The organism is Vibrio sp. NC2 (genome assembly GCF_025195005.1).
In the GTDB taxonomy this organism is placed as follows: Bacteria; Pseudomonadota; Gammaproteobacteria; order Enterobacterales; family Vibrionaceae; genus Vibrio; species Vibrio splendidus.
The window spans coordinates 33,214-46,580 of sequence record NZ_JANVFC010000025.1 but is presented as its reverse complement, the minus strand read 5'-3'; the positions used below and the strand labels follow the sequence as shown (position 1 = coordinate 46,580).

Annotated in this window: 9 protein-coding genes; 3 read left to right on the top strand and 6 right to left on the bottom strand. The window is 43.3% G+C overall.

Going from position 1 to position 13,367, the window contains the following annotated elements; translation table 11 throughout:
• Positions 1-337: 337 nt before the first annotated feature.
• Together NX845_RS21065 and NX845_RS21060 are read right to left on the bottom strand one after the other, a co-directional pair.
• Positions 338-1,450, bottom strand: a complete 1,113-nt coding sequence (locus NX845_RS21065) for an NADH:flavin oxidoreductase (RefSeq protein ID WP_260257120.1) — start codon at positions 1,448-1,450, stop codon at positions 338-340.
• Positions 1,451-1,753: 303 nt separating this feature from the next.
• A complete protein-coding gene (locus NX845_RS21060; RefSeq protein ID WP_260257119.1) occupies positions 1,754-2,389 on the bottom strand; it encodes an SDR family oxidoreductase in 636 nt (211 codons plus the stop codon).
• Between the two features lie 231 nt (positions 2,390-2,620).
• On the opposite strand from NX845_RS21060, the gene NX845_RS21055 reads away from it, so the two are divergent.
• Positions 2,621-4,579, top strand: coding sequence for a winged helix-turn-helix domain-containing protein (locus tag NX845_RS21055; RefSeq protein WP_260257118.1), 1,959 nt, complete (start codon positions 2,621-2,623; stop codon positions 4,577-4,579).
• Between the two features lie 154 nt (positions 4,580-4,733).
• Here NX845_RS21055 and NX845_RS21050 read toward each other — a convergent pair whose 3' ends face one another.
• The 4 genes from NX845_RS21050 to NX845_RS21035 form a co-directional block, all read right to left on the bottom strand.
• Positions 4,734-5,855 (bottom strand): phospholipase A, encoded by a 1,122-nt coding sequence (locus NX845_RS21050; protein ID WP_260257117.1) that lies wholly within the window; start codon positions 5,853-5,855, stop codon positions 4,734-4,736.
• A gap of 4 nt (positions 5,856-5,859) precedes the next feature.
• Positions 5,860-6,540, bottom strand: a complete 681-nt coding sequence (locus NX845_RS21045) for a DUF3313 family protein (protein ID WP_260257116.1) — start codon at positions 6,538-6,540, stop codon at positions 5,860-5,862.
• A 126-nt stretch (positions 6,541-6,666) separates the two neighbouring features.
• Complete coding sequence (locus NX845_RS21040) at positions 6,667-9,714, bottom strand: efflux RND transporter permease subunit (RefSeq protein ID WP_260257115.1); 3,048 nt, start codon at positions 9,712-9,714, stop codon at positions 6,667-6,669.
• Between the two features lie 9 nt (positions 9,715-9,723).
• Positions 9,724-10,947 (bottom strand): efflux RND transporter periplasmic adaptor subunit, encoded by a 1,224-nt coding sequence (locus NX845_RS21035; protein ID WP_017094760.1) that lies wholly within the window; start codon positions 10,945-10,947, stop codon positions 9,724-9,726.
• A gap of 172 nt (positions 10,948-11,119) precedes the next feature.
• On the opposite strand from NX845_RS21035, the gene NX845_RS21030 reads away from it, so the two are divergent.
• Entirely contained in the window at positions 11,120-11,380 is a 261-nt protein-coding gene (locus NX845_RS21030) for a hypothetical protein (protein ID WP_017081481.1), read from the top strand.
• Between the two features lie 146 nt (positions 11,381-11,526).
• A complete protein-coding gene (gene aspT / locus NX845_RS21025) occupies positions 11,527-13,245 on the top strand; it encodes an aspartate-alanine antiporter (RefSeq protein WP_102495055.1) in 1,719 nt (572 codons plus the stop codon).
• The last annotated feature ends 122 nt before the right edge of the window (positions 13,246-13,367 follow it).

Sequence of the window (13,367 nt, the reverse complement as noted above, 5' to 3'; positions counted from 1 at the left end):
ACGCCCTATAAACACAGGGTTCACTGGGATTAATAGTGAGTATCACGCTTAAATCATAGCAATGTCGCTAAAACTAAAGAGGCGTCAGTGGATTCGAGGTTGCTTAAGAAGAGGAAGTAGTTTCAAAGTTTGCTCAGTTTTTATCGATAACTTGGTTGGATAATTTACAGGCGTAGTGTATCTGTTTAGTCGCACCAATTTGACAGGAAGATGTGATTAATAAGGTTTCAAATATCGTTTCGTGGAATACGGCATAAACAAGAGCCTGCGCGATTACACAGGCTCAAACTTAGACTCGCTATAAATTTCGGCTCACGCTTGGAGCTGGGTTCAGCGACTACATTCGAGCAAGCTGTGCTTTTCTGTCTTTATTCACCACACAAAAGTTACCGCGCTTAGTACGACATTTGGAGCATCGTTCGCATTCAACAGGGCTTCTATCCCCTTCCTTCCAACGCTTAACTAAATGGGGTTCAGAAAGCAGCGGTCTTGAAAGCGCGAAGTACGCAATGCCCGTGTTGTTTGCGATGGCTTCAATGGCATCGAAATCCGTCAATCCACCAACCGTGATCACTGGGATATTAACGTCTTGGCTGATCGCGTGACCATACTCATGGAAGTAGCCTTCAGCTTGAATGGTAAAACCATCGTGCGACTCGCCAATCATAGTGTCTGCTTTACCATGAATATTACCTGACACGACAATGCCATCCACGCCCACTTGTTCAAGCTTTTTACAGACAATACGTGTTTCATCGAAGGTGACACCACCTTCAAAAAACTCCGAAGCTGTGAGCTTAACTAAGATAGGGAAATCATCACCCACCAGCTTGCGCGTCGCAGTATAGATCTCTAACAAAAATCTCATGCGGTTTTCTAAGCTGCCGCCGTATTCATCTTCACGTTGGTTGTAGTAAGGGCTTAAGAACTGGTTAATCAGGTAAGTGTGAGCAGCATGGATTTCAACGCCATCAAAACCTGACTTCTGTGCTCTCAGAGACGCTTGAGCAAAGGCGTCAACAATGTAGTCGATCTCGCGTTTGGTCATCGCTTTACCTAGAGTTTGAGTTCCTTTTTCTGGAACCTCACTTGGTGCGTAGATCACTCGTTCGCCAAGATCATACGTGGTTTTGGTGCCACCATAAGCCAATTGCATCACGATTTTAGAGTCGTTGTCGTGCACCAGTTGAGTCAGCTTCTGATACTCTTTAATGAATGAGTCGTTATACATACCCATCATGCCCGCATTCGGCTTTTCTTCTTCAACGATGTTCGCGTAACCCGTCACGATCAGGCCGACTTCACCTTGAGCCAACTCTTCATAGATAGCGTAAAGTTTATCTGTCATATGGCCATCTTCTGTCGCCATATTTTCCCACGTCGCACTTCTCATGAAGCGGTTCTTTAGTGTCATCTTGCCAATGTGGGTTTCTGTAAACAAAGTGCTCAAGTGTCTTCCTCTCAAAATCGTGTTACGCGAGTTACCCATCAAGCATGGGCACTGATTCAGGCGGATACTACAGAGAATAAACTAGGGAAAACTTAATCTAGATTAAGAGAGCGGCACTCTCATATGAGAAAAAGGCAGAAAGAGACAGCAAAAGTATAGAAAGGCAGGAATTAGAGAGAACAAAGGAAGCAAACAAAAGCCGCTTAGTTTAGCTAAACGACTTCAGGGATTTATAAGCTTATAGCTTTATAGATTTATAGCTTTATAGCTTGAAGGCTTTACTAAAAATCAGACTTAACAGCGTTATCCATATTGAACCGTAGGATCAACACACTGATAGATCTGCCCAATGCTCGCTTCATTGGTTAACAAGGCTTCAATAAGGCGCGCCACTTCTTGTCTGTAAATCACACCATGAACTTCGACTTGCTGGGACAGCTCACCGTTGCCAGTCTCCTCGCCGTCTAACAAGCCACCCGGACGTAAGATGGTGTAATCCAGAGAACTCGAGGTTAGCCAAGCTTCAGCCAACGACTTTTCACGAACCGCTGCGCCAAACCCTTTTCTAGATCGCTCCGACAAATACTGCCAAGAGTCACCACAACCTAGCGACGTTACCAGTACAAATCGAGCGATACCATTGGCTTCAAGCGCATCAGTAAGATGTCGGTGTCCAATGTAATCAACGGGAATGTCAGCTCTGAAGCTGCCCATACTAGAAACGACCAGTGTCGATTTAGGTAACTGAGCGACCACAGATTCAACCTGTTCTTTATCGGTAGCATCACAACGCAGTGTGGTCATACCAAGTTCAGCCAAGCGCGTGTTCTTCTCTGGGTTTCTCGCAATCGCTATCACTTGATAATCTTGTTTGTGAAAATGCTCAACAATTGCAGCACCCAGTCCACTTCCTGCTCCCCATACAACGACCGTACTCATAAAAAACCTCATAATATTCATGTTGTAGTGATACTAACCAGACAATTTAAACCGTTCCTTTATCGAGATCGACAAATGAGAATAAGTCTCAATATTATTTTTATTTTTTTGCTGGCACTCACTAATCCGCTCAAAAGCACGACCACTTATCATAATTAGACATTGGTTAATTGAATTGCCCAAACATGTCTACTAAAGTAATTTTAATACAATGACTTAGTTTCGGTGGTTATGAAAAAAGAACGCATTCAATACTCTTTCGACGTGTGGTTATTTATTCCTGATGAAGACAAACTCATCATGAATGATGAAGACGTGATCATCGACAATCGCTTGTCCAAGCTACTCAACTTTTTCTGCCAAAATCCTAAGATCGTATTCTCACGAGATGAGCTGATTAATGAAGTCTGGAATGGCTCAATCTTGACGGATCAGGTGATCACGCAAGCCATTTTTGAACTGCGCAAAATACTCAAAGCGGCTGAACGACATTCAATGGGGCACATCATCACCGTGCCCAAACGCGGTTATAAACTCGATGTTGATGTCCACAAAACCATCTTAGTACCTGCAAGTGTCACCACAAATACCGTATCAGTTACAGACATGAATCATGCACCTAATGCTTTTGGTTCCTTTCCTTCAACTCAATCAGACGCACCAGATACATCGCCAGTTTTGGATGAGGATAAAAAACAACAAGTTGAACCAAAAGCAGAATCGGTTACTGGTGAGAACCTAATAAGCGATCAAGGCTCAGAGGCCAAAACCGTACTCGAAGAATCTGAAGAGAGTTCAATCGATGCAACCTCAGAAAAACCTGCTTCACAAGAGCCTATTCAGCCTATTGATCCGCAACCTAGCGCTTCGAAACCTAGCGATCCACAACCTAGCGCTTCGAGACCTAGCGATTCGAGCTATGTCGATCCAAGCCATACCAATTCGAGTACAGCACAGTCCGTTCAACAGCCACTTGTAAATAAGACGGCTAACGACAAACAAGCGCCTATCGCAGAAAATAAACCTCAGAAAAGAACGTCTCGTGCTGTGATGTTTGGGGGCGCTATAGTTATTGCGCTTGGACTTATTTGGTGGATGTTAAAACCGACCAGCCCTACATCGGACGCCTTCGATTTGAGCAGTTTAAATACCGCCGCTAATGAATCAAACCAACCACTCGCTGACTCAAATCAATCAACGGAACAAAATCGTCTTAATCAAACAGCAGACAGTCAAAACCTAGATGCCCACAAAGCACACGAATCTGTGCACTACTTATCTTTAGAGCCTAGATACATCTACGTAAGTATCGATGACAACTTGAAGACGGATCCCTTTAAGCGTGGGATCATTCATAAATTAATGAGCTACTTGACCACCTATCGCGATTTTCGTGTCGTAGTCGATGAAACCTTGGTGCCGAATTCAGCCAACGTGGTTAGTTTCAAGAGTGAAATTGATGGTGATAGAGAATACCTTGATATCACCTACTTCAACCGAATTTCTAATTTCAGACACCTAGGTCGAGATTACCTGATTGACCCGGCGTCACTCCACACGACCATGCGTTCAATGCTCGATGATCTATTGGATTCATTTAATTTGGATATTCAAAAATCGATATTGAAGCAGCAAATCTCTGAGTTACCCAAACAAGAAGAAGCCTTAAAGCTCACCCTTGAAGCGCTCGGGCTCACCTTCATGACGTTAGACAGAACCGACACCTTGTCTAAGATCGCCCAAGCCAATGAGCTAGAACCCGACAACCACTTCGTTATGTCGAACCGTTACATGTATGAGCTTGCCGACATTTTTATAATGAGATCGAAGAATAAGAATAAGCAGGTTGAAGCGCTCAATAAGAAATTCAAAAAACAGTTACTCAATGCTCAGAACAATGCTAACTCTTATCGAGTCTATGACGCGTTAGCAGCCTACTTCCTCACTGAAGATAACCCTGACCAAGCCGAATACTATCTGAGCTTGATTCCGAGGAATGAATACAGTGTGATGTCTATGATTATCTTGGCAAAAATTGAAGAATCTCAAGGCAACCCTTCAATGGCGGAAGAGTATTACTATGAAGCGATATTAGAATCTGGCCACCCTGTGGTTTTGAAAGTCGCTCAAACACTGTTTTTCAAAAGTAACATCACCGAGATTGAATCCAAATTAGGTATCAACCAATGATTAACAGCTCTTAACTATTAACTATTAACTATAGGCTATTAGCCGTTAGCTATTAATATAGAAAACACACCGCTTACTTAGGCGGTGTGTGTTTTTCTCTCACAGAAATCAGTAATCGCTAATCGCTCAATCGTTGATAAAAAAGCGATAACCGCTATAAGGCATTAGTTAGCAGAATACCCACACCAATCCTTTCACTGTTGTAGTCATAATCAATCAAGCTTTCTCCATAGCCTTTGTAGTACTGGACATACCCTTGAAGCCGGCCATACAGAGGAAAGCTGAGTGATGTCTGTATTCCACCATACCCGGTTTGAAAGTTGTAGCGACCCAATGCTGAAACCTCAAAACCATCCCATTTGTAGGCGCCAGACAATTCATAGTGACCGAGATAGTCTTGAATATCAGGGTTGTCATCGCTACTACTCGACTCAGGAATTCGGTACCAAGGCTGGAAATAAACCGCAAAGTCATCTTCGGTATACCCTAGCCCAACATAAGCGCGGTTCCAGCTACGACTAAGCTCTGCCGTTCGTCCGTTAGATTCATGCTCTAAACCCAAACGCGAAAACCACACACCATCAGCTGACTCGATGTTCAAAGGCGTTTCGTAAAAGATCTCTGGGCGATAGTTAGTCTCTCTAAATGGTGCTGAGATATCCGAAGAGTACGCCTGCCAAAATGATTTGAGCGTAAAACCAAAATAGATTTTATCTGCTTGATTAAACACACCATCTTCGACCACTGGGATTTTTAAACTTAACTGCAGTTTGATCTCTTCATCGCTGAGGTCATCCGCTTTACCTCCGAATCGCTCATCCCCATAGGGCTGTGTATTCACGTTGGTCATATGAGTCACTGGCAAAATGTAGTTCAAACGATAAGGCGTTATAACAAACGGGTTATCTTCAGTTGTGTACTCCATCTTCAATCGCGGGACTTTAGACTCCAGTGCACTTTCGCTGATTGAGTCTAAACCATCTTCGCTGGTTTCACCCGAGAACTTATTTTCGGGTGTTTTGTTTGATGTAGCGGCTTCTTGGGATGCGCATTGCTGCTTTAACCACTCAATACTTTGTTGATTGGCTGCTTTGGCCAATGAAGACAAAATACATTGCTCATAGCTTGCTCGTTCATCAACACCGCTAGTATTGGCATACGCTGAAGCATTCACAACGAGGCCAATAGCCAGTAGAGCAAGCGTGTTTTTGTGTCCAGCTAGCCTTACACCAACCCCAAGGCGTTTACTCGCGCTGTTCTGTTTACGAGCTCGCATCACTCTACCCTTGGTCTTTATCTTGGTAAGTCACTTCAAACGCAAAGTCGACCGCTTGCTGAGTAATTTGCTCAACGTTTTTATCAAGCATCTCAATGGTGATTTCTGATTTGTCGTTCTCAAGTACGCCATTATCGTTCACGACGAAAATACGGCGACCAATGAGCTGAGATGAATCATGATCTTTCAGATCCACACTCGCCAATATACGAATAGAGCGATCACGAGTACCTGCTGCGTATTTTACAGCGCCGATAACCGAACCTACTGGGATAAACTCAGTCACACGCATGTCTTCAGGAATGTCATTGATATCATATAACTTCACGCTAATATCAAGCTCCTTGTTCTCCAAAACTACGTTCTTGTAGCCCTGTAATTTCTCAGCCAACTTCTCATCCATTTTCCTATGGATCTGTGCTTTAAATTGAGACTGAACCTCCTTTGATACATGCTGATCAACACCCGAGCTTTTCATGCTAACGGTTGTAAATTCAAATTGATTAAAGTGAAGTGACGCGCTGTCTTTCGCTATCCAAGAAACGCCTTTCCTATCATCATCAAACTGGCTATCAATAAAATAATGATTTGAGTCGACGCTCTGGATTTCTTGTTTATCTGGCATGTTGCTTGAACAGCCAGCAGTGAATAAAACGAACAATGGGAATAGGTAATGTAGTTTCATGTGAACCTCTAGTTTTCTAAATTTTGAGTGCACGAATCCCTGAGCGATAAGGCTCATAAAATGGGACTCGTGTTGATTAAACTTCTATGTGTATTGGCCGCGTAACGTTAGCAGCCAGATAACGGACTAAACTTCTTGCTCTTGCCCGCGGTGATCCGCAGCCAAGTAGGTGTATATCGTTGGCACAACGAACAGGGTGAATAATGTGCCCACCGACATACCAACCGTGATGACCAAACCAATCGAGAAACGGCTTTGAGCACCGGCTCCGCTTGCAATAAGCAGCGGTACGACACCGACAACCATCGCAGCTGTGGTCATCAATACTGGTCTCATTCGAACAGTCGCTGAACGAATAGCGGCCTCGCGTCGGCTACATTTCAATTCCTGTTGCATTTGGTTAGCAAACTCAACGATTAAAATACCGTGCTTACTGATCAAGCCTATCAAGGTCACCAGCCCCACTTCGGTGTATATGTTGAGCGTATCAATGCCCAAGTACAGTGGCATTAAGGCGCCAAAGATCGACAGTGGCACACTGGTGAGTACCACCAGCGGATCTCGCAAACTTTCGAACTGCGCTGCCAATACCAAGTAGATGATCACCAAGGCTAGGAAGAACGTCGTTACTAATGACGAGCCTTCTTGCAAGAACTGACGTAACTGGCCAGATGTATCCGTGCTGTAAGACTTAGGCAATATCTTCGCCGCGCCTTCTTCCATCACTTTATAAGCTTCACCGATGCTGATTCCCGGCATCATTTTTGCCTCAATCATGGCGCTATTAAGCTGTTGAAACTGATCCACTTTCGATGGCTGTACTGACTGGCTAATTTCAATCAATGATGCCAGCGGTACCATCTCATTGGTGTTAGAGCGTACGTGGTAGTTCTTCAAGTCATCCCAAGAGTTACGGTTCTCGTTAGGTACCTGAGTGATAACTTGGTAGCTGCGCTGATCCATCGAGAAGTAATTCACGAAGCCTTCACTGATAAAGCGAGACAACACGGTACCGATGTCTTGTGCGTTCACGTTCATCTGAGCAGCTTTATCGCGGTCGATGCGAATCTCTACCTGTGGCTTATTAAAATTCAGGTCGTTTTGCACATAGATGAACTTGCCACTCTTCTGCGCGTACTCTTTCAGTTTTTCAGCGTACTGATAGAGATCCTGATAAGAACCCGTTGGCGTTTTCAGAACCATCTGGAATGGCAAGCCTTGCGGTGTGCCTGGCAAGTCCGGTGGAGAGAAGGTGTACACCTGCAAACCCGGTAATACAGAACTCTCTTTTTCGAAACGTTGCATTACTTCTTTTGCCGTTGCGTCACGCGAATCCCAATCTTTCAATACACCCAAGCCAAAGAATGCATTGTTGTTCATGTAACCGTTATCTAGCATGGTCATTTCGACTTCATCGTTCTTGCTGATAGAGTCAATCAGAGCCGGAGTAAAGTGGCGAATGTAATCAGTATTCGCTTGTGCAGGACCTTGTCCCATCACAATCATCACGCCCTGATCTTCTTCAGGTGCCAGTTCAGATGAAGTATTCATAAACATGAACACCAGACTGATCAGTAACGTTCCTACCACTGGCCAAATATAAACACGGTTGTTCAACACATGTTCGAGCACTTTTCGGTAGCGCTCTGTTACGCCTTCAATCACTGCATCGATCTTCTTAACCAGTTCTCCGTCGAGAACCGATTTATTAAGCAGTTTTGAACACATCATCGGCGTTAGCGTTAAGGCGATGAAACCCGAAATGAGTACTGAACCCGCCAAAGTGAATGCGAACTCAGTAAACAGCTTACCGGTGAGTCCTCCCATGAAACCAATCGGCGCATACACTGCGGCCAATGTAATGGTCATCGCAATAACCGAGCCTGCAATTTCACGAGCACTGTCTATTGCAGCCTTAATTGGGCTAGTGCCATCTTCTAAGTGACGAAAGGTGTTTTCCACAACAACGATGGCATCATCAACCACCAGCGATATTGCTAATACCATGGCAAGCAGCGTCAACAGGTTAATACTGAAGCCCATGCTCAACATGAAGAACATAGAGCCAATCAATGACAAAGGAATCGTTACAAGTGGTATCAACATCGCTCGCATTGAGCCCAAAAAGGCGAAGATAACGATGACTACGATCAGTGCGGCTTCGATTAAGGTTTTCGCTACCTCATCAATTGAGGTTTCGATAAACTTAGTCGAGTCATAGATTACATCCGCTTTAATACCTTCAGGTAAGCCTGCTTGGATCTGTGGAAGCAATTCGTAAATGCCTTCAACAACGGTTAATGGGTTCGATGTTGCCGTATTGCTGATCGCCGTTGATACGGTAGTCACACCATTGAATTCAACGTCTGAGTCATAGTTTGCTGCGCCTAGTTCAACCGTCGCCACATCTTTTAAGTGCACAAGTTGCCCATCATGCGCTTTCAAAGCCATGTTCTTGAAATCGTCTACCGAACTTGAATCGGTATGAGCGTTAATATCAACTTCGATATAAGGGTTTTGCAACTTGCCCGCCGCACTCACAATGTTATTTGCACGAAGCGCGTTTTGAACATCTTCAGCCGTCAGACCATATGAAGCCAGTCGTTGAGGGTTCAGCCAGATTCGCATTGCAAAATCTTCTTGCCCCAATATGTCGACCTTTGACACCCCTTCAACAGTAGAGAAAGTCGGCTTAACCACACGGCTCACATAGTCCGAGACTTGCTCCGTCTTCAATGTGTCACTCGAAAATGAAACATATAAGATCGGAGATTGAGACGTCGATTTAAGAATGCTCGGGTCCAATACACCCGACGGCAGCTTATATTTCACTTGCTGCACGAGAGACAAAATTTCGGTCAAAGCACTATCCGACGGATACCCTAGCTTCAAATAAACCGTGATAACCGACTTACCCAGAGCACTATCCGATGTCATGTAATCAATGCCCGCTGTTTGAGCAATTTCTGCCTGCAGTGGCTGCGTCACATACCCTTGAACGCTGGATGCACTGGCACCTGGATAACTCGTTGTAATGGTAATAACGCCCGTTTCAATTTCTGGATATTGGCGCACTTGCAGTGAGGTAAAAGCTTTAAGACCTAACACCAACAGTACAAGGCTTAATACCGTAGCCAAAACTGGACGTTTGATAAATACATCAGTAAATGTCATGGGAGTTTCCTAGTTACTTTGCTTAGTACTTTTGTCAGTAATCAACGGATGTTGGTTATTAACCAGAACCCATCCACTATTCTTGAGTTGGTGTTGGTTTGAAGTCACAACAACATCCCCCTCTTTCAAGCCCGAAACCACACCAACATAACCGCCTTGTTTGGGGCCGACTTCAACAGTGCGCTGCACAACCTTGTACTCGTAAAATGGTGATGCATCGTTGCTCGAATGTTCGCTCGCCTTTTTCGTCGACGTATCCAACACAAACACGGTGTTTCCATATAAGGTGTAACTGATCGCAACAGAAGGTACCGCCACGATAGTGTCCGATTCCGATGTGATTAAGGTAGCGTCGACATACATACCCGCCTCTAAAGGCACGGCTTGGTTAGCCATGGCTCTCAATTCGATATTGTGCGTGTTGCTGTCTGAGCTCGGTTCAATGGCAGAAATCGTGCCGTGAAAGACTTCGTCGTTCGTTGCTTCTGAATAAAACTGTAAATCTTGCCCTACCTTCACATCGTGTAAATAAAGCTCTGGAATAGAGAAATCGACATATTGCTTTGATTTGTCTTCCAGCTCGACAATCGCTGTACTTGAATTAATAAAGTCACCCACATCGATATTACGAATCCCAACGCTGCCAGAAAATGGCGCTTTCACTTTCATGTAGTCGATTTGCGTAGCAATATATTCCAGCTTTGCACCTTCAGCATTAAATTGAGCTTGTAGCTTATCAACCGAGTTTTTTGAAACACTGTTATTTCTAAGGAGCAATTTATTTCTCATCAATTCGACTCTTACCAATTCAACTTTGGATAGCTGGCTCTTATAGTTGGACTTCAATAACGCATCATCCAATTTAACAAGAACATCACCTTTATTTACTTGCTGACCTGAAGTAAATAGAATCTCTTTTACTTGGCCTGACATTTGGCTCGTCACATCAATAGATTGATTAGAATGAATGTTACCAATGACTTTTAAACTTTTATCCCAAGTATCTTGATTTACCTTTTCCGTTGTTACAGATATAGCTGGCAATTTAAAATTAGCGACCTTCTCTTTGATCATTTCACCTTTTACATAATGAAAGCCAAATACAAAAGACAGTAATATAAAAAGAGCTGACCCGACAATAACGCCTTTATACTTACTCATGTGTTCACCTTGTTTTTTAAGTCTGGTCATTCTATCTATCGACACTGCCAATAAATCAAACTCATATAACATCCACCAAATCTTATATAAAATAAAAATCAAACCCTAAAAATCAGATAGTTACCATGAAAGTATCAATCAACACTCAATTTTTGTTTTATTGCTATTTTATTTGAACATGATTTATCTATTTTCTCGATCGATATAATTCTCATCGTTCCTTAAACAAATAAAAGAGTTAACTATGTCGAATCAAATTAATCACACTAAAGTCGCTATTAAAGAAAAGATGAAACGTATATATGGAGAAGATGTTACCCATAAACATAATAAAGACCATTTAGAATATAGAGAACATCAACCCTCTCATTCTGGTCAACATGGTGGCGACCCAGAAGGTCATAAGCATTTAGTCAATCACCATTCTGATGGTCATCATGATAAACATCACAAAGATAAAATGCATGACCATAAAAAATCATCGCGACTGCATCATAAAAAGTAGAAGACTGGATGAAGCCCAGATTATTAAAAATAAAGCATTAGATCAGTTCATCAACCAAATGTTGATTAATGCTTAATCAAACGTTAAACCAAATTAAAAAATGAAATAGCGAGTCAATGATGATGCTATTTCATTCAAGGATTACTATGTCATTTATTATTGAACAACTTAGAGACTATCCGTTTATAGCGCTCTTTTTATCACTCGGTCTCGGTTACTTAATCGGTAAAATTAAAATCGGTAAGTTTGAATTAGGTGGAATCGCAGGTTCACTGCTTGTCGCTGTAGCACTTGGTCAGATCGGCGGTATCGCGATCTCTAACGAAGTAAAAAGCATCTTCTTTGCTTTATTTATTTTTATGGTGGGTTACAACGGCGGTCCGCAGTTTTTCTCGTCATTCCGTCTTTCATCTCTAACACGCTTATTCGCTTCGTTTGTGATGACGTTTGTAGGATTAATCACGGTTGTGTTGCTCTCTAAATGGGCAGGACTAGATAAAGGTTTAGCGGCGGGCCTTGCGGCTGGTGGCTTAACACAATCGGCAATCATAGGTACTGCAGGTAATGCTATCGATCAGCTGAACCTAGCGCCAGATATCACCTCAACACTTAAAACAAACGTGGCTGTGGGTTACTCGATCACCTACATCTTCGGCTCTCTTGGTCCGATTCTAATGATGTCACTCATTCCAATGGTAATGGGTTGGAACATAACCAAAGAAGCGAAGAAGCTTGCGGAAAAAATGGGCGCTGGCAGCAAGCAGCTAAACGAGGGTGAATTCTCTGCATTGAACCGCGTATCTTCTCGTGCTTATCAAGTGACCGCGAACTCTATGTTTGTTGGAAAAAGTGTTGTCGAGTTAGAAGAAGCATTCGATGCCGACCTCACAATTGAAGCTATTTACCGCTCACACCAAGACACAGAATCAACGTTAGATTTGGCGAAGAACCCTATTTTAGCGGCGGGTGACAAAGTTTACCTTACTGGTCTGACTCAGGCATTTCCTAAAGTGACCTCATTGGGTATCGAACTCGGTGAATTTAGTGAAGAAAGCAATGTTGTCCAAACACAACAGAAGGTCGTACTCACGAATAAGAAACTAGCGGGTATTACGCTACGTAAGCTTCACGATGAAACGAACGCACGTATTCGTCGTGGTGTTTATATCACTCAGCTATCACGCATGGGCCATGATATTTCGACATTGCCAGAAACTGAACTGCACATTGGTGACGAAATCACCTTAGTTGGACAAAAAGAAGACATAGCTAAAGTCATCAAAAAAATTGGCTACAACAGCCCACTGCCTAGTGTTACTGACTTCGTAACAATGTCTTTCGGTATGGTGCTTGGCTATCTGATTGGCGAGATTGGTTTCACTATCGGTGGTTCTCATATCGCTCTAGGTTCAGGTTTAGGTTGTCTGGTTTCCGGCCTACTTGTGGGCTACCTAAGAATGCGTACACCTCGTTTAGGCAGTGTTAACCACGGCGCAGCCAACTTTATGCAGACATTCGGCCTTGCAGTATTTGTTGCGGTTGTTGGTATTAATGCAGGCGCTCCAGCGCTGACGGCAATCAAAGAGAATGGCATAACGCTCTTACTGCTGGGTGTGTTGGTTACTCTAATTCCTCAAGTACTGACGTTCCTATTCAACTACTACGTACTCAAAATCAAAAACCCAGTAGAAGCGCTAGCGGTTATCGCGGGTAGCCGCAGTGCAAACCCTGCATTCGCATCGCTACTAGAAAAAACACAAAACAGCACACCAGTACCGAGTTTCACGATGACTTATGCGGTTGCCAATATCTTCCTCACCTTATGGGGTCCGATCATCATCAACCTAATTACCAAAATCTCGTAATCAACATCGAATCAGCCAATTGATGATTCAACTTATTCATTAACTACTTAACACAGTAGCTAGCCAAGCAGGCTAGCTGCTCAAAGAAATTAACTCATTGATATATCCAAAAAACTTGGATC

Bases quoted from the DNA above. Each gene is read 5' to 3' on its own strand.
- aspT (WP_102495055.1), top strand. From the start codon at position 11,527: ATGTCATTTATTATTGAACAACTTAGAGACTATCCGTTTATAGCGCTC.
- NX845_RS21040 (WP_260257115.1), bottom strand. From the start codon at position 9,714: ATGACATTTACTGATGTATTTATCAAACGTCCAGTTTTGGCTACGGTA.
- NX845_RS21050 (WP_260257117.1), bottom strand. From the start codon at position 5,855: ATGCGAGCTCGTAAACAGAACAGCGCGAGTAAACGCCTTGGGGTTGGT.
- NX845_RS21035 (WP_017094760.1), bottom strand. From the start codon at position 10,947: ATGTTATATGAGTTTGATTTATTGGCAGTGTCGATAGATAGAATGACC.
- NX845_RS21030 (WP_017081481.1), top strand. From the start codon at position 11,120: ATGTCGAATCAAATTAATCACACTAAAGTCGCTATTAAAGAAAAGATG.
- NX845_RS21045 (WP_260257116.1), bottom strand. From the start codon at position 6,540: ATGAAACTACATTACCTATTCCCATTGTTCGTTTTATTCACTGCTGGC.
- NX845_RS21055 (WP_260257118.1), top strand. From the start codon at position 2,621: ATGAAAAAAGAACGCATTCAATACTCTTTCGACGTGTGGTTATTTATT.
- NX845_RS21060 (WP_260257119.1), bottom strand. From the start codon at position 2,389: ATGAGTACGGTCGTTGTATGGGGAGCAGGAAGTGGACTGGGTGCTGCA.